Below are 25,186 nucleotides of genomic sequence, written 5' to 3'. Positions count from 1 at the left end.
TCCAAGGGTGCTATGATTTCATCATTTCGTTCATTCAGTTCATGTTACAGCAGCTGACAGTTCGGACAAAAATGCGTTCCACGGCCACCAACCACCGTTTTTTCAATTAACGTACCACAAGTTGTACAAGGTTCTGATTTGCGTCCATAGATTTTCAGTTGATGCTGGAACATCCCCATCTCACCCTGTCCATTCACATAGGACTTGATGGAAGATCCACCTGCATTCACTGCATCTTGCAACGTAGCCACAATCGCTTCATGGAGCACCGTTAACTGAGCTTCGGTCAGTGTCTTGGCAATGGTCTCGGGATGGATACCTGCGCGAAATAGAGCCTCGTCCACATAAATATTCCCGATACCGACCACATATGCCTGATTTAAAAGTACAGCCTTGATTTTGGTTGTACGCTTGCCAACCGCCTCGCGGAATGCAGTTACCGTAAAGGCTGGATCAAGCGGCTCCAGTCCCAGCTTCAGCAAAGGTTTGGACACCAGTTCCTCACCTGCATTAAACAGATGCATCGTACCAAACTGACGCACGTCCTTATAACGCAATTCCGTACCATCGTTAAAATGGAAGATCACATGTGTGTGTTTCTCCACATCTTCATGATGCTCATACACACCGTACCTTCCTTCCATCCGCAGATGGGAGACAAGCACCAGCCCGTCCAGCAAAATACGCAAAAACTTGCCGCGGCGCTCCACCCCAATGACGGTATGTCCCGCGAGTTCCATTGCAAATGCATCTATGTCGTCCGGCCGCTGAATAATCCGCGGCAAGCTAACGGTAACATGATCAATCGTTTTGCCCACAATAAGTTGATTCAATGTTCTTCTGACTGTTTCGACTTCCGGTAATTCCGGCATGATGTTCTCACCTCCCCTATATTATAACGGAAGATGGCGCTCAGCGGGACCCTTTTCTTATATCTCGAACATGGAAGGGTCTATTGTAAAATACCGGAAAAACCGCGCAGTGCTTGATTTATTTCGCTTCGTACCAGTTATCACCAAAGCTGACTTCTGCTTTCAGCGGAACCGACAGTTCCAATGCTTTTTCCATAACAGAAGGGACTAACTCTTTCATCAGTTCCAATTCATCCGCAGGCACTTCGAATACAAGTTCATCGTGCACCTGAAGCAACATACGGCTCTTCAACTTGCGTTCCCGCAGCGCTTCATCCATCTGTACCATGGCCAGCTTGATGATATCTGCCGCTGTTCCCTGAATCGGTGTATTCATCGCCGTGCGCTCTGCGAAGGAACGCAAATTAAAGTTGCTGGCATTAATCTCTGGCAGGTAGCGACGTCGTTCCAACAACGTTTTGACGTAACCATCCTGGCGAGCTTCCTTCACAATGTCATCCATATATCGGCGTACACCCTGGAAGACTTCAAAATACTGATCAATAAACTGCGCGGCCTCTTTACGTGTGATATGCAGGTTCTGTGATAAACCATAATCACTTATGCCATACACGATACCAAAGTTAACTGCCTTGGCGGAACGACGCATATCCCCATCCACATCCTCAGGCTTCACGCCAAATACATCCGAAGCGGTCTTTGTATGAATATCCATATCATTGACAAATGCTTCCTTCAAGCGCTCATCGTCCGAAATGTGTGCCAGTACACGCAGTTCAATCTGGGAATAGTCTGCTGCCAAAATGGACCATCCTGGCTCGGAAGGAACAAATACCTTCCGGATTTTGCGACCTTCTTCCATCCGAATCGGAATGTTCTGCAAGTTCGGAAATTGACTGCTAAGTCGTCCTGTTGCAGCAATGGTCTGACGATAATACGTATGCACCTTGCCATCCCGATTGGATATCTCTTTGAGCAATCCTTCCACATAAGTGGATTGCAGCTTGGCAAGCTGACGATATTGCAGAATATGCTTGACCACATCATTATAAGGAGCCAATTTCTCCAATACTTCCGCATCTGTGGAATAACCCGTTTTTGTTTTCTTCACCACGGGCAAGCCCAGTCTATCAAATAAAATCTCACCCAGTTGCTTTGGTGAATTCAGATTAAATTCCGTTCCTGACAGCTTGTAAATTTCAGCCATCAACCTGCTGATCTGTTCTTCAAACTCACTGCCCAAAGCCTGTAGATCGGCTGTATTGGCCTTGATGCCCTGTTTCTCCATGTCCGCCAATATGCGTGACAACGGCATCTCCAGTTCATGGAACAGCGAATTCATCTCATCCGTGTCCAACACTTGCTCCTGAAGTGGGATAATGGCTGCTACTGCAGCAGCCTTACGGCACAAGAAATCGCCCAAGATCTCCACTTCCGGCACCTTGTACTTGGCGCCTTTGCCCATGACTGTGTCATCCTCTACGAGGGACGGCAGATCATACTTGGTCGTGAGTCCACTAATCGTCTGGTTGGATTCCGTTGGATCAAGCAAATACGCAGCCAGTTGTACATCAAATGACGCACCAGCGAATTCAATGCCATGTGCATGCAGGGCCAAATCTACACGATGAAGATCATAACCGCGCTTCGGCTGGTCTGAATTACCAAGCCACGCCCGCACTGGAGCCGCAGCCTCTGAATGAAGCAATTCGGGAGATATGAACGTATAGGTTCCAGCGGAACCTAGAGCTAGTCCAATCAATTTCGCTTGGTGCGGGTTATCCCCATGTGTCTCCACGTGGAGTACATCAATGGAATCCAGTGAACTGAACAGCTCACTGATGTTGTCCTCTGTTGCAATGGAGGATTCAACTTCGGCAGCAGGAACCGCTTCCTGTTCAGAACCAATACTGCCACTGAACGACAGGCGTTCGAGCAAAGATTTGAATTCCAGCTTAGCTAGTGCAGGGCCAGCATGTTCTTCTTTTAATCCAGCGAATTGCATATCCTCCCACGTCTGCTCCAGCGGAACTTCCCGGTGAATCGTCGCAAGTTGTTTGCTCATCCGGGCATCTTCGGCGTGTGCCTCAATCTTCTCTTTCATCTTGCCCTTCAGTTCACTTGTGCCGTTCAGCACATCTTCTACCGATCCGAACTGGTGCAGTAGCTTCAACGCTGTCTTCTCTCCAACCCCGGGAATACCCGGAATATTATCGGACGCATCGCCCATCAGACCCTTGAGATCAATGATTTGCAGCGGCGTCAGACCATAACGCTCTTTAATCTGAGCAGGATCGTACAGCTCAATATCGGTTACCCCTTTACGCGTCAGCCCGATATGTACATGTTCGGAAGCAAGCTGCAGCATATCTTTGTCACCCGATACAACCAGCACCTGTCTGCCCGCTTCATCTGCCCGTTTGGTTAACGTTCCAATGATGTCATCCGCTTCGAATCCAGCGAGTTCAAACTGAGCAATGCCAAGTCCTTTCAGCAGCTCTTTGAGCAAAGGGAATTGCTCTGACAACTCTGGCGGTGTTTTCTCCCGTCCACCCTTGTATTCCTGATACCCTTCGTGGCGAAACGTGATTTTGCCTGCATCAAATGCAACCATGACATGTGTAGGTTTATGCTCTTCAAGCAATCTCAGCAGCATCGTAGTGAAGCCATATACCGCATTGGTATGCAGACCTTTCGAGTTGGTCAGAGGCGGCATTGCAAAAAACGCCCTGTAAATAATGCTATTTCCATCTATGAGAATAAACTTGTCCATTCCAGCACCTCGCGTATTATATGGTCAACCTCTTCAAATTACATCTACTCTCATGATACCATACCCACCTGTCACATCAAAAAGAATAGCCTCTTTTCACTTCATTTTTAATTGCAAAAAAAAGAACCTTCTCCGCAGACAGCTGTACGCAGCCTACCTGAGAGAAAGTCCTTTTCCATTCATATGATTGCATTACTTTATCAGTACTGATTCCCCAATTCCAAAGCAATGCTCTTCTATTGATTCAGATCCGGACGTTTACCTGTCACCAGGTACACCGTGCTCTCACCAATGTTGGTTGCATGATCACCAATACGTTCAATATAACGCCCAACCATCATCAGCAGCATAGCCTGTGAAGCCTGATTAGGATGCTCCGTCATTAACGTGTAGAGATCACTGATCATGTGGCTATACAGTTGGTCTACCTGATCGTCCGTTTGAGCCATTTTATAGGCCAGGTCTGTGTTTTCTTTCAGGAAAGATTCGATGGATTCATCGACCATGGATTTCACGATTTCTGCCATTTGCGGGATATCCACCAGCGGTTTAATCAGCTTCTGTCCATCCATCCGGAGTGTCACCTTCGCCACGTCGAGCGCAAGATCTCCCATACGCTCCAGATCACTGGAGATTTTGAATGCCACGATAATACGTCTGAGATCCTTTGCCACCGGCTGTTGTGTGATGATCAGTTTGGAGCCAAGTTCCATAATTTTGTCTTCAAGGGCATTCAGATTCGCATCATTCTTGATGATGACCTGAGCTTTCTCCGCGTTCATCGTTTGTAAACTCTCAATAGCACCATCCAATGCTGCTCCTACATGTTCACCCATTTGTTTGAGCAAGGTACGCAGCTCTTCAAGCTCCTGATCAAATTCTTTTCTGCGAATCATAGATTTCATGTCCTCCTTATCCATCATCTCCGGGTATGCCGGGATCATTCCAATTCAGCTCGCTTAACCGAACCTTCCAGATATATAATCCTCGGTCCGGGAATCTTGCGGTGTGGAGAATAACGTCTCCGTATCAGCTGCCTCCACCACTTCACCATTCAGGAAAAATACCGTGCGTCCAGATACCCGTGCCGCCTGGTGCATATTGTGGGTAACCATAACGATCGTGTACTTGTGATGCAATTCCTTCACCAGTTCCTCAATCTTCAATGTGGAGATCGGGTCGAGGGCAGACGTTGCTTCATCCATCAGCAGAACGTCTGGCTGTACAGCCAGCGCCCGTGCAATACAGAGACGCTGTTGTTGTCCGCCAGACAGACTAAGTGCCGACTTTTTCAATACATCCTTCACTTCATCCCATAGGGCAGCATGGACAAGACTCTGTTCCACCAACTGATCCAGTTCAGCCTTTTGGGTTACCCCGTGCAAGCGCGGTCCATAAGCCACGTTATCGTATATGGATTTTGGAAAAGGATTCGGTTGTTGGAACACCATGCCAACTCGTTTGCGCAGTGTCTCCACTTCAATCTCATTACTGTAAATGTCAGAGCCATCCAGCATAACCTGTCCTTCCACACGAACACCCGGAATCATGTCATTCATCCGGTTTAACGTGCGAAGCAATGTCGATTTACCACAACCTGACGGCCCGATGAACGCAGTAACAGTTTTTTCCGGCAGATCCATCGATATATTTTTAAGCGCGTGATGCGTATCATAATATAAATTAAGATTTTCAATGTGAATGAGGTCCTTCATGGATGTTCACTTCTCCTTCGCTGCAGGGACACGGAAACTCCCTTTACGTTGAGACCGATACTGATAATCTTTCATCGCTGCTCGGCCATCTTTAATATCCTACCCTTTCATTGTAAAAACAGTATCACTTTCATGTTAACGGAATGTAAAAAAAGACATCCTTAACCTTCATGATCTGCTTAATGGATCAATCTGATTGCTGATGCCTGCCTTAATGACTACCTTATAGTTTACTAACTATTCGAAACCATCTCATCCAGCTTCGTACGAATGTGCTCTGCAACTTCTCCAGCTTTCCCACCTTCCATGGCGATCTCTTCTGCTATACGAGACAAATCTCTCACTGCACTGTTCAGTTGTCGGAACGTTGCTCCCCCTGCAGTGACATGCACCGAACTGTCGTCAATCTCCGCTCCGCTTTCCTTAACCAGTTCAACAGTCTGAAGGGTCAATCCACCAATATTCTCTAGCAATGAAGACATGTTGCCCGCAACCTCACGGGTCTGTTTCGCGAGCGCTCGAATCTCCCCTGCAACAATCTGAAAACCTCTTCCATATTCTCCAGCATGAGCTGCTTCAATGGAAGCATTCAGGGCGAGGAGGCCACTTTGATCTGCCAGGGAGCGAATGGATTGTGCCATGCCTGAGCCTGTTTTGATCGAATTCAGCATGTGATCTGCATGTTGACCTTGACTCTCCATATGCTGATGTACCCGGTTATAGGAAGCATCAACGTCCTTCAAACTCTCTTCCCCATGCTTAGACAATGCCATGATCTCACGTGCTTCATGTACAGTCTGATTCGCTGCATGCACCAGCTTGGTGACCGCATCGTTGATTCTCGATATCTCCTGTCTGCTCTCGGTTACCGTACGCACACGCTCTGCCGATGAAGCCTGTTGCAGCCTGCGGGAGAGGGACATCACATCACGCATCGTCAGCACACCAAGCAGTCTGTCTTGTTCCGTAACCAGCAGACAATCGTAGAAATGCTGTTCATTCCGTCCAAGTGCGATATCAATAATCGTTGCGGCTTCCATATGAATATCTGCTATAACCGGAGATGTATTCACTACTTGTATGACCGGCTTACGGTAGAATAGATCTGCGGCAAAACGGCCATTTAACATCCGATATAACGTCTCTCGCATTAACAATCCAGTAGGTTTCATCTGCTCATCACACAATACAATACATGGGTGCTCCTGATCCTGATTCATCATCGTCGCTGCTTCTCCGCAGGTCGTATGGACCCCCGCGACAGGAACCTGACGATAATAGTCATGCAAATGGATTACAGACTCTTCAGCAACTATTGCTACTTCAGTTTGCTCCATTATGGGTGTCGTTAATTCTTCATTATGTAAAACAACATGAGGCTGGTCGGGTTTCACTTCGAGCAACATGGGCATAAATGCGCAATCTCCTTTACGTATTAGCTCCGTCTTGAGGTGGGAGGTATAGGTACAAAGTATCACTAATATAAGTCCATGCTACTCCCTCTACGTAAAGTAAAATCTTCCTTTATGTTAAATGAACGTAAAATAAAACTCCCCGATCATTGCTAACTTGAATGATGGGGAGTTTTTCTTTTGACAACCAATTTATAACCTACACCACGAATGGAATCAATGTGAACCGATTCCGGGTCCAGCTCCAGCTTTTTACGTAATGAGCTGACATGAACATCCACGGTTCGTTGACCTCCGATATAATCGAAGCCCCACACAGCGTTCATCAGATCATCCCTTGTCAGTACCACACCCGGCTTTTTGGCCAAATATAGAAGTACTTCGAACTCTTTCGGACGCAGACTGATGGATTGTCCACCCAATGTCACTTCATATTTCAGAGGATAAATCTCCAGCTCTCCCAGAATAATTCGTGAGCCATCCTTGTCCTCAAGCTGTGGTAAATCTTCGCCATTGGAATAACGTCTTAATACCGCATCCACTCGGGCTAATAACTCAGATACACCAAATGGTTTGGTAATATAATCATCGGCACCTGATTTCAGTCCCTGCACAACCTCGGCTTCACCGTTCTTGGCCGTCAGAATGATAACAGGTGTACTAACACCCTGTATTCTTAACTTGCTCAGAATGTCCAGACCATTCATGCCCGGAAGCATCAAATCCAGCAAAATGAGATCAAATTCCTGGGACAAGGCCCGATCATATCCTGCAGATCCGTGATCCTCTGCTGTAACGTCGTAACCTTCCTGTGTCAGGTTATACGTGAGTAATCTTGATAATGTAGGTTCATCTTCAATAACTAGCAAACGCTGTGCCATGATACCCCTTCTCTCTTCATAGGTTGTCTGTTGCCACAACACTTTTTCTATCATAGCACTAATTTGTTAACGCGGTGTAAAACAATACACACTTTTTACATTTTGATACCAGACGCCTACATCTCTTCGTCTTGAATGAATGGAAGGATCACACGGAACGTTGTCCCCATGCCCAGTTCACTCTCTACAGACAATTTGCCATGATGCAGTTCCACCAGATGTTTAACGATGGAAAGTCCAAGGCCTGTGCCTCCTGAATTACGGGATCTGCCTTTATCAACGCGATAGAACCGTTCGAAGATTCGCGGCAAATCTTTTTTCGGTATGCCAATTCCTGTATCTGAAACCGCAAAGATGACTTCATCATCGTTATCCATCGTCACCTGTAACTTCACTCGTCCACCATCGGGGGTATAGTTGATGCCGTTCGATAACAGATTGATGAATATCTGCTTCATCTTATCCTCATCTGCTTCAATGTACAGTTCCTCCGGAACATGCATTTCCAGACGAATCTGCTTTTTCTCCGCCACCTTGGACAAGGTGCCCAGCACCATTTCGAAGAAAGAGTGTACATGGACAGGTGAGCATTGCAACGGTGCGCGTTTCGATTCAATTTTGGATAACTCCAGAATATCCCCGATTAATCGGTTAAGTCGATCTCCTTCATCATAGATGATTTTCAGGAATGATCTCTCTGTCTCCTTATCCTGTACCCCGCCGCTGAGCAGCGTTTCGGCAAACCCTTTGACTGCAGCAACTGGTGTCTTGAGCTCATGAGAGACATTTGCAACAAACTCACTCCGCATTGACTCCAATCGGCGAATCGCCGTCACGTCCTGCAACAGGAACAACATGCCTCGATAACCGCCATCATCTTCAGACATCGGTACTCCATCAATACGGATCAGTTTTTCCTCCGGATTGAACACACTCACTTCTTCATGCATCCGTTCTTTCAGTGCAACACTCTCTTCAATGGTACGAGTTAATTCGTAGTGTCTTTTCAATTCAGTATAAGGTTTACCCGTAACCTTTCCTGCCTGAATACCAAGCATACGCTCCGCTTCCCGATTGACCAGTGCAATAGATTGCCCTGCGTCGATCATGACAATACCTCCAGTCATGTTCGCAAGGACACTCTGTAACAACGCTTCATTGTCACGAATCGTCTTCAGTTGAGACTGCAAGCTGTCAGCCATTCCGTTTATCGCAAGCCCCAGCTGTCCGATCTCATCTCTACGCGTTACATCAACTCTGGCATCGTATTCCAGCTTGGTGATCCGATGGGCCACTTTTGTAATATGCTCAATGGGGGATGTTAATCCGCGTGCAACCCGATAACTGACAAACGCGACAATTAAGAACAATAGTCCAAGTGCAGCAAACATAATCATCCAACCACGCTGAAGCCCTTGATCTACAGCCTGTAGACTCATGGATAGACGAATGTAACCATCAAATTTGCCGCTAGGTATTTCAATCATGTCACTTTGATCCGAATTCACAGGTAGCGCTACATACAGCATGTCTTGTCCCAGTGTCTCACTGTAACGTATGGATTGCCCGTATCCATCTCCAACGGCACCCTTAATCTCCTCACGGTTCAAGTGATTATCCATGGATGCCGGATCACTCTCGGAATCCCCAATGACCATGCCGTCTTTATTGATGAAGGTTACCCGGGAATCCGTCAGACGATCCAGTTCCAACGCCCGATCTGAATAATACTTTCGTGTGGCTTCCGAGGTTGGATCACTTGCATCATGGAATGGAAAAGTTGCTTTGAGCAAATTAATCTCGCGCACCATGGTTTGCTCCAATGCGGCTATATGCGTAGTCTTAAACACTCTGCCCATCGTATATCCAGCCACAATGACGGATACGCCGATTAGCACCATCATAATGATGGCAAGGCGAATTCGGAACGGTCTCATCTATCTCTTCCTTTATGATCAGATTAATATCTTATGAATTGCTCTACATTGAATCCAGTTCAATTCGGTCCCCACGGGTACCTGGATTGGAAATTACGAGAAACTCCACTTCCTCGTTGCTCCGATTCATCATCTGATGCGGCATTCCGGGTGCAATCTCTATTCCTTCATGGGTTTCCAGCACAAACGTCTCTCCATTAAGTTCCATACACGCTTCACCGCTGAGGATGAAAAAAAACTGACGGCTTACCGAATGATAATGTCGTATTTCAGCCGTTCCTGTCGGCATTCGCTCATGAATGATGCTCAGTTTTTCGTTTTGAACGAGATGCCAACCATCGCACTGTGCACCCCATATATAATGCGCTGCATTCTGTTTGCTCATTTTCATATGACTTGTCCCTCCGAGTATAATTGCTCAATCTATCATATCACAGATTAGGGGACTCCCAATCTTTTAGTCAATACTGTGCAATACGCTATTTAACTGCAGTCAGACAAGGCTAATAATAAAATATCATAGTTGTATCAACAGAGATGCCGACTTTTGTAAACAGGTGCTAAACCGCATCTTTGACATACATATTCACTTGATATCAAAAAGGCGCACCGCTCAGCCATGCTGAAAGCGATACGCCTCTCTATATAATCAATCCTATCCTGAGTCTAAACGTTCATTACGTATTATCCGTTCACCACTTCACCGCCATTTACATGTATCACCTGTCCGCTCACATACGAAGAATCATCTGAAGCTAGATATACATAGGCGGGAGCCAGTTCATCCGGTTGTCCTGGCCGCTTCATTGGCTGCGTTGCGCCGAACTCACTTACTTTTTTCTCATCAAATGTGGATGGAATAAGCGGTGTCCAGATCGGCCCTGGTGCAACGGCATTAACACGGATTCCCTTCTCAATCACATTCATCGACAGCGAACGAGTGAACGAAGTGATTGCTCCTTTGGTAGATGAATAGTCAAGCAGGGTCGGGCTACCGCGATAGGCTGTGATGGAGGTTGTATTAATAATCGTACTGCCCTGCTTCAGATGTGGAAGGGCTGCTTGTGTCACATAGAACATGCCGAAGATATTGGTACGGAATGTACGCTCCAGCTGTTCTGGCGTAATATCCTCCAGATTCTGCTGTGGATGCTGCTCTGCTGCGTTATTCACGACAATGTCCAGTTTGCCCAGTTCATTCACTGTCTGCTGAACCGACTTCTTCGCAAAGGCATCATCACCAATATCACCTGCAATCAAGATGCACTTGCGCCCTTCTTGTTCAACCTGACGCTTCGTTTCCTCGGCATCTTCGTGCTCGTTCAGGTATACAATGGCGACATCCGCGCCTTCCTTGGCATACGTAACAGCAACAGCACGTCCAATTCCGCTGTCACCCCCTGTAATAAGCGCCACCTTACCCGTCAGTTTACCTGCTGCCTTGTATTCAGGCTTCTCAAATTCCGGTCTGGGATGCATCTCTGATTCGATTCCGGGGCGTTGATCTTGATGCTGTGCTGGCATTGTTTTTTGATTTTGCGGTGTAGTTGACATCTAACATTCTCCTCTCAAAATGTGAACATATTTGGATTACAGAAGACATGGACATAACTGCACACTTCCTTGTCTTTCGTTCTCTGAAAAAAGTCTCATTCTGTAGGATGGCAGTAACAGTCCAGATTATTCTTCTGTGATCAACAGCAACTCAAGCCTCAGCGTGCTGTCTCTAATCGTTATTTACCACTCTCTTTGGATATCAAACAACCTATTTGCTTTAATGCCTGTTTTGCCAAAATTCGAAATTTATTCGAAATTAGACTGTTTCATGATACAAAGTGTATTCCTATGCTGCTTGGGCTGATGTACAATGTACAGTATACTGATGTGCTTTAACTCTCATTTTTATTGTTTTAATCATTCTAACCTAACATGGAGACCTGACAATGGAATCGCATATTAATACATATATAACACTCGTAGCTACTTCAGCCGTGCTGAATGTCTTTTTGTGTTTATATACCTATTTCAGAAGATCCGAGATCCCCAGTTCCAAAATATTCATTCTCTACACAGCAGCACTCTCCATATACACTTTTGGTTATGCAATTGAGTTGGCCAGCAACACGCTGGAACAGATGAAGTTTTGGACCACCGTAGAGTATATAGGCATGCCCTTCTCCGCATCTCTTGGCCTCATGTTGATGATAAAGTACACAGGAAAAACGTTATCCAAAAAGGTAACTGCCTCATTGTTTGTAATCCCTTCCATTACACTAGCTATGGTTGCAACCAATGACTTTCATCATCTATTTTATAAAAAAGTATGGCTGAGAGAAGATAGTCCCGTTCCTCTGATGGATATCGCAGTGGGTCAATGGTATGTTGTACACGGTGCATTCACCTTTTCCTGTCTGTTATGTGCCTGCCTCATTCTGATCGGACAATGGAGACATACCAAGAAGATGTATCGTCGTCAATTACTCACTCTCATTACTTCACAGATTATTCCTATGGTCGCAGCTTTTCTGTATTTGCTTGGTGTGACCCCCGGCGGGATGGACCCCGTACCCGTACTCATGTGTATCACGTCTGCTATGTATATCTGGGCGATTCTATCCTCACGTCTACTGACCATCGTACCCATCGCCAAAGACAGTATTTTCGAGAGCATGCGTGAAGGTGTTATTGTACTGGATAGTTTCAATCGACTGGTCGATTACAACCGATCTCTGCGTGACATGTTACCAGAGCTTGATACAACTATGATTGGCCAACCCTTGGATGATATCTGGCTTAATCTTGCTGGAAAGACGTTTCCCGTTGAATACGGAAGAGAAGGATTGCAAACCGATCTGTACTGGCAGTTAAATGGAGAGACCGTCTGTTATCAGGTCAGGACATCTTACGTGTATAACAAGGATGCACAGACTGTGGGCAGTCTAATTATGTTAATCGATATAACGGAACAACGCTTCTTGCAAGAACAGCTGAAACAACTGGCTTATTTCGATGGTTTGACCAAAATCTATAACCGCACTCAATTTTTGCATAGAGGACGGGAGATTTTGAGTGAAGCTCAGCTTAATCTACAACCTGTTTCATTTATTTTATTTGATATTGATTACTTTAAACGCATCAACGATACTTACGGGCATGATGTTGGCGATCAGGCCATCATTCATGTGGTCTCTGTTTGTAATCGATATTTAAGTCCTGAGATGTTGTTTGCCCGTTATGGAGGAGAAGAGTTTGTCATCGCCCTTCCGAATACCTCGCTTCAAGAAGCCGAGAAACTTGCCGAACAACTGAGAGTTGCCTTATTGAATGACCCCCTGGATGTTAAGGGAGTGCCTATTACACTGACCTCAAGCTTTGGTATTGCCCAGTACAATGGAGGGTCAGATTCGCTGGAGTCCTTGTTACGCGACGCTGATACTGCCTTGTACGAATCCAAGCGCAACGGTCGAAATGCAGTGCGTGCGTATACTGTGAGTACAACCTAACCAATGTAGACAGTGTCTGATGGAGTATGCATGCTGTTATGAAGGGTAGTGATCCCTCTAGTTCCAGTTCAAATACACCGAGGACCGCTGATCTCATCTCGGTAATAAAAAAATAGACAGCCAATGAGGCTGTCTATTTTTTATTTGTTTCAACGGAACACCATCTTACATATCATCTGGCTTGTCCTAATTACGTCTGCAAACGCTTAACCAACAACTAACAATACATCTTCGTAGGATGGATTAACCGTCCACAACGCACTTAGATCACCTGATTATTCACCATCAGGTACACCATGATTAGCAAGAATACAGCCAGAAGTGTACTGAACATACGGATCTTGCTTTGCTCAGGACCCACATCACGCTTGTTTTTCACACCTTCAGCAGCGAGTCGCAGCGGTTTACCCATAATTCCTCCAATAGCCGCAATAGCCAAGAGCAGAACAACAACAACAGCCATCCAGACATGAGAATACTCACCTTTGGTCATCAGGTAACCACCAGTAAGAAGTTGGATTACAAGTCCATACTGCGCGACTTTGTTCAAAGAACGAAGTGATGCGAAGGCTCCCTCTTGTGCTGCGGCATTCAAAGTACGGATTTTACCGACCACAAATGGCAGAATCAAATAGAATCCCATCGCCAGTGCTCCAACAATATGGAGCAGATACATAATCATTGTCAAAATTTTCATCCTCCTCAACATTTTCGGTGTGCTATACATCACATCCCATTATACTGGGGAACTTATCCAAAGAAAAGAAAACCTCCGGGTTTACCGGAGGTTTTCTTTTAGCTTCTGTTCAAAAAGTTTTCAAACTTACAGGTTTACTACCGAAATGACGTTGCGAACCGAGTCAGCAGATTTGTCCAATCCTGCTTTTTCTTCCGCTGTCAGGTCAAGTTCGAATATTTTCTCAATGCCATTACCACCCAAAATGGTTGGTACACCGAGGAACAGATCATTATAGCCATATTCACCTTCAAGATAAGCGATCACTGGAATGATACGTTTCTTGTCCTTCAAAATGGCTTCGGTCATCTGAACAAGCGAAGCTGCTGGTGCGTAATAGGCACTGCCGTTACCCAGCAAATTCACAATCTCGCCTCCGCCAACACGTGTGCGTTGAACAATGGCCTCAATGCGGTCTGCCGGAATCAGCGTGTCAATCGGAATACCACCTACGCTCGAATAACGAACGAGGGGCACCATGTCGTCTCCGTGGCCGCCAAGAACGAAACCACGAACATCTTCAACAGATACATTCAGCTCTTGCGCAATGAAGGTACAATAACGTGCTGTATCCAGAACACCTGACTGACCGATAACACGGTTTTTAGGAAAACCAAGGGTCTGATAAGCTGCATAAGTCATCGCATCCACCGGGTTGCTTAGAATAATGACGATGGAATCAGGGCAATATTTTTTCACATTTTCACAAACGGACTTCACGATACCCGCATTCGTATTGACCAGATCGTCGCGGCTCATACCCGGTTTACGGGCGATGCCAGCGGTGATGATTACAATCTCAGAACCTGCAGTATCTTCGTAGTTGGAAGTACCGACGATATGACTGTCAAATCCTTGAACAGGACTTGCTTCCATCATATCGAGTGCTTTCCCCTTCGTCGGGTTCTCCAGTTGAGGAATATCAACCAGCACAACATCCCCGAGTTCTTTTTGGGCAAGCATTAATGCGGTCGTAGCACCGGTAAAACCGGCGCCGACTACTGTGATTTTTTTGCGCTGAATAGTCAAGATTCACATCTCCCCTTACAGGTTTTTAATGATTTGATCCGCGAATTCAGAACATTTCACTTCAGTAGCGCCGTCCATCAGACGTGCAAAGTCATACGTTACTGTTTTATTGTTAATGGATGTTTCCATACCTTTGTAGATCAGGTTAGCTGCTTCTTGCCATCCCAAGTGCTCAAGCAACATTACTCCGGACAGAATAACGGAACCAGGGTTCACGACATCTTTGTCCGCGTATTTAGGTGCAGTACCGTGAGTTGCTTCGAAGATAGCATGTCCTGTTACGTAGTTGATGTTTGCTCCAGGAGCGATACCAATTCCGCCAACTTGCGCTGCAAGTGCATCGGACAGATAGTCACCGTTCAGGTTCAATGTTGCGATAACATCAAATTCGCCTGGACGAGTCAATACTTGTTGCAGAGCGATATCGGCAATCGCATCTTTTACAATGATTTTACCAGCATCTTCAGCAGCTTTTTGTGCTGCATTCGCTGCATCTGTACCTTCGTTTTCTTTGATGATGTCGTATTGTGCCCATGTGAATACTTTGTCAGCGAACTCTTCTTCAGCCACTTCATATCCCCAGTTTTTGAAGGCACCTTCTGTGAATTTCATGATATTACCTTTGTGTACCAATGTAACCGTCTTACGGTTATGGTCAATTGCGTACTGCACTGCTGCACGTACCAGACGTTTCGAACCTTCGGAAGAAACTGGTTTGATACCAATACCGGAAGTCTCAGGGAAACGGATTTTGTTAGCACCCATCTCCTGTTGCAGGAACTGGATCACTTTTTTCACTTCTTCAGAACCTTCAGCATACTCGATTCCTGCATAGATATCTTCTGTGTTCTCACGGAAAATGACCATGTCTACCAACTCAGGACGTTTAACCGGAGAAGGTACACCGTCGAAATAACGAACAGGACGCAAGCATGTGTACAGGTCAAGCTCTTGACGCAGGGCTACGTTCAGGGAACGAATACCGCCACCGATTGGCGTAGTCAATGGTCCTTTGATCGCTACGATATACTCACGAATGGCTTCCAGTGTATCATTCGGCAACCACTCACCGTATGTATCGAATGCTTTTTGTCCAGCAAACACTTCATACCATGCGATTTTTTTGTTGCCATCATAAGCTTTTTCAACAGCTGCATCCAATACACGTTTGGAAGCTTTCCAGATATCACGGCCTGTACCGTCACCTTCGATAAATGGAATGATTGGATTACTAGGTACTTGAAGTGTACCGTTATCAATTTGGATTTTTTCGCCTTCAGTTGGGTGAGCAAATTTTTCTAATTTCATAGTTAAAATTCCTCCTAGGTTTCGTATATGCAGTATTCATCATACCACTAGTCTTGTTGAGAGAAGGGTCCTGAGAGCCTAAGCCAGTAAAGCCTCTGCTTTCCAACCCTTCACCTCGTCCATATTATTATACCGTTTTTGCGGCTATTAGCGAAGTTCAATAGAAACGTATTTCTGTTCTGTAGGGCCAGTGTACTCCGCACGTGGACGAATGATGCGATTGTCCGCAAGCTGTTCCAAAATATGCGCAGTCCATCCAGACACCCGGCTGATCGCAAAGATTGGAGTGAACAATTCCTGTTCGATCTCCAGTTGGGTATATACAGAAGCAGAATAGAAGTCTACGTTAGGCTTCAGTCCTTTTTGTCCTGTTACCAGTTCCTCGATCTTCACAGACATATCATACAGGCGCGTATCATTGTTCATCTCGCCAAGTTCCTTGGACATCTTCTGTAGATGTTTGGCACGTGGATCACCGTTTTTGTACACCCGATGTCCAAAGCCCATGATTTTTTCACGATTATTCAGTTTTTCCTGAATTGCCGCTTCAAGTCGATCAGGCGTACCAATCTCATTCAACATTTTCATAACGGCTTCGTTAGCACCGCCATGCAGTGGTCCCTTCAGTGCGCCAATGGCGGAAGTTACACCGGAATAGATATCCGACAGCGTCGCAACCGTTACACGGGCTGCAAATGTCGAAGCGTTTAACTCGTGATCCGCATGCAGGACAAGGGCTTGATCCAATGCTTTCACTGCGGTCTCGGATGGTTCTTCACCAGTCATCATATATAAAAAGTTCTCTGCGATGGAAGCGCCTTCTTTTGGAGCCACAGGTTCTTTACCCTGACGGATACGGGCGATGGCTGCCACAATCGTTGGCAACTGTGCTTGCAACTTAACCGCTTTGTTCTCATTCGCTTCCGTTGTCATCTCATCCGCTTGCTCGTCGTACAGTGCAAGTGCAGAGACAGCGGAACGAAGTGCTGCCATGGTGCTGACGTTTTTCGGATACAATTGGATTTGTGCAATCAACTCGCTCGGAATCGGCGCGTAATCGCTCAGGCTTTTACGAAGGGATTTCAGTTCATCCGTTGTTGGCAATTTACCAAACCACAACAAATAGGCAACTTCTTCAAAGCTGGCATGTTCAGCCAAATCGTCGATATCGTAACCACGGTATGTGAGCACACCGTCTACAATAGAACTGATCGAAGAGGTTGTTGCAACGATGCCTTCCAGACCTTTGGTAGCTGTCATATTACATCTCTCCTTTAATAAGCGAAATCAGGAACCATTCCAGAGTGCATATAAGTGCCAAAGTGCACCTATTCTCTTTTTGTAAACATTTTCATTTTAAAATTAACAAATATTTCAAACTGCGGTTTTCCTATCTGTCAATCGGTATTTACTTATAACATCATACTGGATTTTGTCGTTTATGTGAACATGATGAGAGTTCATTCGCACATCAAACTTCTTTATCGGACCGATAAAGCATTTTTGAAAGCCTTTACAAAAACAAGGTTGACATTTAATGTTTTTTAACCAATCCTGTCGTATGAAGAACTTTCTATTGCTATATTCTGTAATACTAAGGCATACTCTAGGCAAAAGAAAGAATCCCCGCAGATCTTGTTCAAAAACTCCGCTTTTGAACAAGATCTGGTAACATCCCGGCGTTTCAAAACCTTGTAAATGCTCTATATTAATTAAGATAGCCATCTATTTCTAATACTGCTTTATGGATCATACATAGGTCGGCTTAATTGAAATAAGGAGAGTTGATGCTTGGATAGAATCATAATGAAACGCCTGCTCCGCGGCTTATGGGTTATCATTGCGGCCGTTCTGATCGCCGTTGCCATATACTTGCTGTTCCCGCTTTTGTACCCTTTTGCGATTGCCTGGATTATCGCCTATGCCATGAATCCTTTAGTGAAACTGCTTCAGCATCGAGCACGATTCCCCCGCTGGCTGGCTGTGACTCTTTCATTGATCCTTTATTTTGGAGCCATTGCGGTAGTACTGTCTGCGGCGATTACCCGCATGGTAAAAGAAGTCATTTCACTTACGACAAGCTTTGATCTTCATGTTGATGAGATCAAGGACACGTTTGTGCGCTGGACCCAGAATGACACCATTCAAAGTTTGACTGCGCAGATCAATGAATTTTACAAGGAAAATCCCAACTACCAGGAAACCATCAACAGCAATATTAGTAAAACAACTGAGACGGTGGGTACAGCCGTCACAGATCTGGTCACCGGATTTTTCAACATGATTCTGAGTCTGCTGACTTCCCTGCCGAACATGGGCGCGGTATTAATCGTTGTTCTGTTGTCTACATTCTTCATTAGCAAAAGTTGGACCAGGCACAACATCACCGTATCGGGATGGGTGCCCTCTTCCATTCGCAAGCCGATCTCCGATATATGGACTGACCTTAAGAAGGCCCTGTTCGGATACGCAAGAGCACAATTAATCATGATCTCGATTACAGCACTATTCGTTATGATTGGGCTGCTTATATTGCAAGTCAATTCAGCCTTCACCATCGCTCTGATGATTGGTTTGGTCGATCTGCTTCCTTATCTGGGTGTTGGCCTTGTCATGGTGCCTTGGGCAGCATACCTCTTTATGAATGGGGATCTGTATCTGGGTATTGGCATTAGTATTATCTATCTGATCTTACTGATCGCTCGTCAGATTATTGAACCAAAGGTACTTGCAAGCAGTGTTGGGCTCGACCCACTCGCCACGCTGGTTGGCATGTTTGTGGGTTTGAAGTTGTTCGGTGTTCTGGGCTTGATCATTGGCCCTGTCAGTCTCGTGATTCTCGATGCGTTCAATCGGGCTAACGTATTACGCGACCTCAGAACGTATATCATCAACGGACGTGTCCGATGAGGCATCATCTTATGACACAGGAAAAATAGAAAAGGCTTCGTTCAACAGAAATTATCTGCTGAGCGGAGCCTTTTCCATTATGCATAACAACTGGTGCTTCATTTCGGACGACGATAAAACGTAATTTTTCCACTTTTCATTTTTTTCTCCAGCCACCCCAGGAAGAACAGACGGTAAACCGGACGTGTTAATGGAAATATTAGTGTAAACCCGATCAGATCCGTTACAAAACCTGGAATCAAGAGCAGGAAACCACCGACAAAAATAAAAAGACCATCGACCATTTTTCTTCCAGGTACCTTGCCACGCTCCATCTCGGATTTGGCGTCCACAAGTACTTTTCGCCCTTCAAACTGCAACATTGCTATACCAATCAAGGACGTGAGAATCATGAGAAGCAATGTCTTTCCGGCTCCGATCCAGTCACTCATCAGAATAAAACCAAATAATTCAATCACCGGAATGATTAAGAGTAAAGCCCACATCCATTTTCGCATTGACGTATTACCCCTTTCCCAAAAGCCACACCTTTTCAAGCGCGCTGTATAGCTCAGAGGCTGCCTTATCCAGCCGAACCGGCTTCCAGTCCCCATTCACCCATACATGCTGGGTAGAGCCTGTAACTAGGCGTTCACCTGGAAGTGATTCATCAGCTAACCATACCCGTTCTCCAATCGCCATATGCTCATCAGGTTCTTCAGACATGCGTCTTACGTCATACTCATAATTCAGTCGCAGACCACTAAATGCAGCAATACGGGTGAAAATGATAATCTCATCATCATATCGGGCAGGCTTGTGATACTTCACATCCAGTCCGGTTACGGGAAGCAGTAACCCCTGTTCCTCCATTTTACGATATGTATACCCCATTTGGCGAATCATCTCAGTTCGACCGATTTCAAACCAATTCAAATAGTTCGCGTGGTAGACCACGCCCATCTGGTCACTTTCTTGATAGCGTACACGAAGACGTGCCGCATACCAGCTGCCGTTGCTCTGTTCTCGCACGTTATCGGCCTCCTTCGTTCTGTCATTCATACGTGTTACTTCGTTGTAAAGTGTCAAGAAGATGGAAAAAAAGCAACGGGACAATAAAGCCCCATTGCTTCTTTCCTGTTGCTTCTCCATCCAAGACGCTATTAAGCGTTGTTTGGAATTTGGCTTACTTTAATCAGGTTGGTAGAACCGGAACGACCCAAAGGTACACCTGCTGTGATCACAACCAGGTCTCCTTCTTTAACAAGTCCGGATTTTACGCCGCCTTCAATTGCGTTTTCGAACAAAGCATCCGTCGAATCAACCAGTCTTCCTTTGACAGGAGTTACACCCCAAGCCAGAGCCAAACGACGGGAAGTTCTATCTTCCGTAGTCACAGCGATGATTGGAGATTCTGGACGATACTTGGAAATCATGCGTGCAGTGTGTCCTGATTCAGTTGAAGTGATGATCGCTTTTGCGTTCAAATCTTGAGCTGAGAGGGCAACCGATTGGCTGATTGCTTCTGTAACTGTTGTTTGTTGAGCAACACGTTGTTTCAGGTACAACTCTTGGTAAGGCAGAGCAGATTCTGCTTTTTCAGCAATACGGGACATGGTCAGAACAGATTCAACTGGGTATTTACCCGCAGCTGTCTCACCAGACAACATGATTGCGTCCGTACCATCGAAGATTGCATTTGCCACGTCACTTGCTTCCGCACGTGTTGGACGTGGGTTACGCTGCATGGAATCCAACATTTGTGTAGCTGTGATAACCGGTTTACCTGCAACGTTACATTTTTCGATCATGCGTTTTTGTACCAAAGGTACTTCTTCCGCAGGAATCTCAACACCCAGGTCTCCACGAGCAACCATCAGGCCGTCAGACACTTCAAGGATTTCGTCGAGGTTATCAACACCTTGTTGGTTTTCGATTTTGGAGATGATTTGGATATGTCCAGCATTGTGTTTTTCAAGCAGTTCACGAATCTCAAGTACGTCACTTGCTTTACGTACAAAAGAAGCTGCGATGAAATCGACACCTTGTTCGATACCAAATACGATATCGTTAGCGTCTTTTTCGGTGATACCCGGCAGAGAAATGGCAACGCCCGGAACGTTAACACCTTTTTTGCTTTTGATCGATCCGCCGTTAACGATACGGCATTTGATCTCGGTGCCTTGTACTTCCACCACGGTCAGTCCGATCAGACCGTCGTCGATCAGAATTGTAGATCCCGGTTCAACATCATTCGGAAGATCTGTATACGTAATGGAAAGACGTTCTTTGGTGCCCAGAATTTCTTCTGTTGTCAAAGTGATGTACTCGTCTTGAACCAATTCGATCGGTTCAACTTCGAGTTTACCTGTCCGAATTTCCGGTCCTTTGGTGTCCAGCAGGATCGCTACTGTTTTGTTCAACTCTTCGCATGCTTGGCGAATCGCAATGATCCGTCCGCCGTGCTCATCGAAATCACCGTGGGAGAAGTTCAGACGGGCCACATTCATACCGGCCATAATCAATTTTTTGGTGTTCTCCAGAGATTCACTGGATGGACCAATGGTACATACAATTTTCGTTTTACGCATTTTGGGTTTCCTCCGATTTTAAAGGTATTACTCTTTATCTATTTTTCTTTTTCCAACTATTAAATTTACTATACTTTTGCTCATTTGTATAGGAAATTCGTCACATTATTCAGCATTTCCCGACAAATTACTCGCAACATCGACTTCTACAAGCTCTTGAGGGGCTTCAATGGAGGCTTGAGGTTCAATCGTGACCGATCCAATTTTACGGAATTTCTCATAACGATCCTGTTTCAGCTGATCCCCGCTCCAACCCTTCATCTCGTCGAGATGACGGACCAAAGCTTCACTGATGAAAGCAGCAGACGCTTCATAATCCCGATGAGCACCGCCGCGTGGCTCAGGGACAATCTCTTCAATGACTTCCATCTCCAGCAAGTCTTTGGCTGTTATTTTCATGGCTTCAGCCGCCTGATCTGCCTTGGATGCATCCTTCCAAAGAATCGAAGCAGCGCCGTTTGGAGAGATTGCAGAATAGATCGCATGTTCCAGCATCAACACACGATTACCCACAGCCATAGCGAGGGCACCGCCGCTTCCACCTTCGCCGATGACCACAACAATAACAGGAACCGATAGCTTCGCCATTTCCATGAGGTTGCGAGCAATCGCTTCCGATTGACCTCTCTCTTCTGCAGTATTACCCGGATATGCCCCTTTAGTATCAATAAACGTAATAATAGGACGACCAAATTTGTTCGCTTGTTTCATCAGACGAAGTCCTTTTCGGAAACCTTCTGGATGAGCGCTGCCGAAAAAGCGGGCGATATTATCCTTCGTGTCTTTCCCCCGCTGTTGTCCGATTACCGTTACTGTCTTTCCATTCAACTTGGCAAGTCCGCCAACAACCGCAAGATCGTCTCCGAACATGCGATCACCGTGCAGCTCAATGAAGTCCGTAAATATCAGCTGGATCAGATCCAGCGCCGTTGGGCGCTGCTGATGACGGGCCAGATGCATCTTCTGAGCTGCTGTTATGCCAGTGTAGATCTCTTCTTCAAGTCTATGGTAACGTTCTTCCAGGCGGGCAATCTCGTCCGTGAAGTCGATGCCTTTTTCCTGTCCAAACTGTACGAGTTCATCAATCTTTTTGCGCATCTCAACCAGAGGCGCTTCATATGGCAACTCACCCGCCATTTAGACCCCTCCTTTTTCACTATGCATATCCAGAAGCTTACCAAGAGTGGTCCGTAGTTCTTTCCGGTGCACAACCATGTCCAACTGACCATGTTGCATATTAAATTCAGCCGTCTGGAAATCATCAGGTAACTTCTGACGGATCGTCTGTTCGATAACGATTCTGCCGGCAAAACCAAATACAGCGCCAGGTTCGGCAATATTAATATCGCCCAGGCTCGCAAAACTTGCCGAGACTCCACCTGTCGTTGGGTCCGTAATGACCGAAATGTACAGCCCGCCCTGTTCATCCAAACGGGATAAAGCTGCGCTTGTTTTGGCCATTTGCATGAGGCTGAGAATACTCTCTTGCATCCGGGCACCACCTGATGTAGAGAAAATAATCAATGGTAACCGTTTCTCTGTTGCATGCTCAACGGCACGGGTAATTTTCTCCCCCACAACAGAACCCATGCTTCCTGTGAAGAAATCAAAGCTCATGACAGCCACAACTACAGGCAGGCCATCAATAGTTCCTTCCCCTGTAATTACCGCTTCCTTCAGGCCCGATTTCAGACGCTGTTGTTCCAATTTGTTGCTATATCCAGGAAAGCCAAGTGGATCAACCGATATCATATCAGCATCAAATTCAACAAATCCTTGATCATCAAGTACCATAGCAATGCGCTCCATAGCGTTAAGACGCATATGGTAACCGCAGGCAGGACATACTTTCAGATTTTTCTCCAATTCCTTGCTATATTGAATGGTGCCGCATTTGCTGCACTTGTTCATAAGCCCTTCAGGTATTTCACGTTTTGGGCGTTCTAGGACTTCCTGGCCTTCGCCGGGAAGTGCACGCTCGGAAGGTATGGTAGCGTACTTCCGTTTCTTCTGGAATATATCTTTGAACACAACTACACCTCTCCAGCCGTTGATTTGATGGCCGCAACCTGCAGAGCGCTGCTTGTGGCAGCTTCATCCGCGTGCTACGGTAAACCGCTTACGACCCACACGCTGCCCTGGGCCTTGTCCAGCATTCACAACAAAAAAATCCGCCGGTACAGGGCAAGGATCAGCGGCTTCTGTCAGCACGATTGATGTTACCTGCAAAAACCGAAAGATTGTTGCGCCGATGTTTGAATCTATCTTGGTAGGGTCTCCGGTAGCAACCAGGTCGGTCCTTGTCCTAACAAAAAAAGAAGGAAGGACAGCAGCATACAATACATGCAAGTCGATTCCTCTCTCCGCTTACGCGATTAGTCCCTTATGTACCGATGGTACTTCTTCATCTGCCAAGGCACGTCGATGTCGAACATATCAGGAATGCAGAATGGAATTCAACACTTCCTGGACCTCTTCCAATTCCCCAGAAGGGACGCGAATCTCAAATTGCTGCTTGGATAAACTGATGGGACGGGTCTGTACCAGAAAACCTTCTTCCGAAAGCTTGGTCTTGATCTTGTCCGCAACCTTTGCTGTCGGTGCAATGTAAATCACCGTCCACATGCCTTGTCCGCCCCCTAAGCTAATGTTCAGAGCCCGTATATTGGACTAATGATAACATACCTCACTTTTTTTCTGCAAGAAAGGGTTCGGGACCTTTGGGGAGAATTTGGGATCATGAGGGACATTAGTCCCCCACGAATAACTCATATGGTTGACGAAATCTTCTTGTTCCTACCTCTTCCATAAACAGCCACAAGCTTATCAGGGCAGCGTCAGCCGCCCTTGTAGACCTTCATATGAGCCATTAGATTAACCATAACAGGCAAGCATGGAAATACAGGAGGTTAAAGGTCTGAGGGGTATTTTTTGGCTTTAATATTTTTGTGTGCAATCCGGGCAGAAGCCGCAGCGGCCACCCCTGCGACCAGATCATCCAAAAAGACATGAATGGCTGTTGTGTGTTCGTTCAAATCATGAATTACACCTATTTTTTCTTTATCCAGGTAACCAAAGCTGGTTAAACCGATCATACCATACACATGAGTAATGCCGAGGGCCAGAGTCTCGTCCACTCCATACAGGGATTCATCCGCTTCCATAATAGCCTGTAACGGTTGGGGCAAGAGTTTTTTCTCCGCAAGTTCGTCGAGAGCAATACCCGTATAGAGCGTATATTGCACCTCTCGTTTCTGCAGAACGGATTTCACGCTGGTTACACAGTCGTCCAAGGTCAGTTCGGGGTGGTACCCTTTTTGCAGACGGTATACAATTGCTGCGATTGCATCAATCTGTACACCCCGCCGGGCCAGCATGGCTTCTACGATTTCATATGACATATCTCGACCTCCCGCATCAATCCCCCGAGGACCGCGAGGTCCTTCGGTGTTCTCAAGTGTATGCAGCAACCTGTTAAAATGTTCATAAAATGTGCGGATGGTTAAGACCAGTCGCACCCAGGACATGTTGCAGGTTTGT

General features: G+C 46.0%; 23 protein-coding genes. 2 read left to right on the top strand and 21 right to left on the bottom strand.

Annotated features, from left to right (window positions below; all coding sequences use genetic code 11):
• Positions 1-44: 44 nt before the first annotated feature.
• The 9 genes from mutM to NST33_RS09455 form a co-directional block, all read right to left on the bottom strand.
• Entirely contained in the window at positions 45-872 is an 828-nt protein-coding gene (gene mutM / locus NST33_RS09495; RefSeq protein ID WP_339307713.1) for a DNA-formamidopyrimidine glycosylase, read from the bottom strand.
• 118 nt (positions 873-990) lie between these two features.
• Positions 991-3,645 carry a DNA polymerase I gene (polA, locus tag NST33_RS09490; RefSeq protein WP_339307711.1) on the bottom strand — a complete coding sequence of 885 codons (2,655 nt, stop codon included), beginning with the start codon at positions 3,643-3,645 and terminating at the stop codon, positions 991-993.
• 236 nt (positions 3,646-3,881) lie between these two features.
• Positions 3,882-4,541, bottom strand: coding sequence for a phosphate signaling complex protein PhoU (gene phoU, locus NST33_RS09485; RefSeq protein WP_101313351.1), 660 nt, complete (start codon positions 4,539-4,541; stop codon positions 3,882-3,884).
• A gap of 63 nt (positions 4,542-4,604) precedes the next feature.
• Positions 4,605-5,360: a phosphate ABC transporter ATP-binding protein PstB gene (gene pstB, locus NST33_RS09480; RefSeq protein ID WP_221823161.1), complete on the bottom strand. Its 756-nt coding sequence runs from the start codon at positions 5,358-5,360 to the stop codon at positions 4,605-4,607.
• Positions 5,361-5,593: 233 nt separating this feature from the next.
• Complete coding sequence (locus tag NST33_RS09475; protein ID WP_339307708.1) at positions 5,594-6,772, bottom strand: methyl-accepting chemotaxis protein; 1,179 nt, start codon at positions 6,770-6,772, stop codon at positions 5,594-5,596.
• 152 nt (positions 6,773-6,924) lie between these two features.
• Positions 6,925-7,653 carry a response regulator transcription factor gene (locus NST33_RS09470; RefSeq protein WP_036609823.1) on the bottom strand — a complete coding sequence of 243 codons (729 nt, stop codon included), beginning with the start codon at positions 7,651-7,653 and terminating at the stop codon, positions 6,925-6,927.
• A gap of 116 nt (positions 7,654-7,769) precedes the next feature.
• Complete coding sequence (locus NST33_RS09465; RefSeq protein ID WP_237176125.1) at positions 7,770-9,590, bottom strand: ATP-binding protein; 1,821 nt, start codon at positions 9,588-9,590, stop codon at positions 7,770-7,772.
• A gap of 43 nt (positions 9,591-9,633) precedes the next feature.
• Complete coding sequence (locus tag NST33_RS09460; protein ID WP_221823147.1) at positions 9,634-9,981, bottom strand: cupin domain-containing protein; 348 nt, start codon at positions 9,979-9,981, stop codon at positions 9,634-9,636.
• 293 nt (positions 9,982-10,274) lie between these two features.
• On the bottom strand, positions 10,275-11,144 hold the full coding sequence (locus tag NST33_RS09455) for an SDR family oxidoreductase (RefSeq protein WP_339307705.1): 870 nt from the start codon (positions 11,142-11,144) through the stop codon (positions 10,275-10,277).
• A 389-nt stretch (positions 11,145-11,533) separates the two neighbouring features.
• Here NST33_RS09455 and NST33_RS09450 point away from each other — a divergent pair, with 389 nt between their 5' ends.
• Positions 11,534-13,093, top strand: a complete 1,560-nt coding sequence (locus NST33_RS09450) for a histidine kinase N-terminal 7TM domain-containing protein (RefSeq protein WP_339183669.1) — start codon at positions 11,534-11,536, stop codon at positions 13,091-13,093.
• Between the two features lie 262 nt (positions 13,094-13,355).
• On the opposite strand, the gene NST33_RS09445 is transcribed toward NST33_RS09450, so the two are convergent.
• The 4 genes from NST33_RS09445 to citZ form a co-directional block, all read right to left on the bottom strand.
• Complete coding sequence (locus NST33_RS09445) at positions 13,356-13,775, bottom strand: hypothetical protein (protein WP_036610969.1); 420 nt, start codon at positions 13,773-13,775, stop codon at positions 13,356-13,358.
• Between the two features lie 141 nt (positions 13,776-13,916).
• Entirely contained in the window at positions 13,917-14,858 is a 942-nt protein-coding gene (gene mdh, locus NST33_RS09440; RefSeq protein WP_076318370.1) for a malate dehydrogenase, read from the bottom strand.
• Between the two features lie 15 nt (positions 14,859-14,873).
• Positions 14,874-16,166 carry an NADP-dependent isocitrate dehydrogenase gene (icd, locus tag NST33_RS09435; RefSeq protein WP_036609828.1) on the bottom strand — a complete coding sequence of 431 codons (1,293 nt, stop codon included), beginning with the start codon at positions 16,164-16,166 and terminating at the stop codon, positions 14,874-14,876.
• Between the two features lie 147 nt (positions 16,167-16,313).
• The gene (gene citZ / locus NST33_RS09430) at positions 16,314-17,426 is read right to left on the bottom strand and encodes a citrate synthase (RefSeq protein ID WP_017689488.1); all 1,113 of its coding nucleotides are present in this window, start codon (positions 17,424-17,426) and stop codon (positions 16,314-16,316) included.
• Positions 17,427-17,957: 531 nt separating this feature from the next.
• Here citZ and ytvI point away from each other — a divergent pair.
• Positions 17,958-19,076, top strand: a complete 1,119-nt coding sequence (gene ytvI, locus NST33_RS09425; RefSeq protein ID WP_221823142.1) for a sporulation integral membrane protein YtvI — start codon at positions 17,958-17,960, stop codon at positions 19,074-19,076.
• 98 nt (positions 19,077-19,174) lie between these two features.
• On the opposite strand, the gene NST33_RS09420 is transcribed toward ytvI, so the two are convergent.
• From NST33_RS09420 to NST33_RS09385, 8 genes are all read right to left on the bottom strand, one after another.
• Positions 19,175-19,573 carry an FxsA family protein gene (locus tag NST33_RS09420; RefSeq protein ID WP_076209101.1) on the bottom strand — a complete coding sequence of 133 codons (399 nt, stop codon included), beginning with the start codon at positions 19,571-19,573 and terminating at the stop codon, positions 19,175-19,177.
• Between the two features lie 7 nt (positions 19,574-19,580).
• Positions 19,581-20,117: a thioesterase family protein gene (locus tag NST33_RS09415; protein ID WP_237176130.1), complete on the bottom strand. Its 537-nt coding sequence runs from the start codon at positions 20,115-20,117 to the stop codon at positions 19,581-19,583.
• Between the two features lie 101 nt (positions 20,118-20,218).
• Complete coding sequence (gene pyk, locus NST33_RS09410) at positions 20,219-21,646, bottom strand: pyruvate kinase (RefSeq protein WP_062833547.1); 1,428 nt, start codon at positions 21,644-21,646, stop codon at positions 20,219-20,221.
• 105 nt (positions 21,647-21,751) lie between these two features.
• A complete protein-coding gene (locus NST33_RS09405) occupies positions 21,752-22,783 on the bottom strand; it encodes an acetyl-CoA carboxylase carboxyltransferase subunit alpha (protein WP_339307701.1) in 1,032 nt (343 codons plus the stop codon).
• Positions 22,784-23,677, bottom strand: a complete 894-nt coding sequence (gene accD, locus NST33_RS09400; RefSeq protein ID WP_221823132.1) for an acetyl-CoA carboxylase, carboxyltransferase subunit beta — start codon at positions 23,675-23,677, stop codon at positions 22,784-22,786.
• 63 nt (positions 23,678-23,740) lie between these two features.
• Positions 23,741-23,875, bottom strand: coding sequence for a hypothetical protein (locus tag NST33_RS09395; protein ID WP_260632893.1), 135 nt, complete (start codon positions 23,873-23,875; stop codon positions 23,741-23,743).
• 207 nt (positions 23,876-24,082) lie between these two features.
• On the bottom strand, positions 24,083-24,271 hold the full coding sequence (locus NST33_RS09390; RefSeq protein ID WP_017689496.1) for a hypothetical protein: 189 nt from the start codon (positions 24,269-24,271) through the stop codon (positions 24,083-24,085).
• Between the two features lie 284 nt (positions 24,272-24,555).
• On the bottom strand, positions 24,556-25,047 hold the full coding sequence (locus NST33_RS09385) for a phosphatidylglycerophosphatase A (RefSeq protein WP_076209104.1): 492 nt from the start codon (positions 25,045-25,047) through the stop codon (positions 24,556-24,558).
• Between the last annotated feature and the right edge of the window lie 139 nt (positions 25,048-25,186).

This window comes from Paenibacillus sp. FSL L8-0435, from assembly GCF_037965655.1.
In the GTDB taxonomy this organism is placed as follows: domain Bacteria; phylum Bacillota; class Bacilli; order Paenibacillales; family Paenibacillaceae; genus Paenibacillus.
The sequence above is the reverse complement of the archived record's forward strand: the minus strand, read 5'-3'. Positions and strand labels throughout refer to the sequence as shown.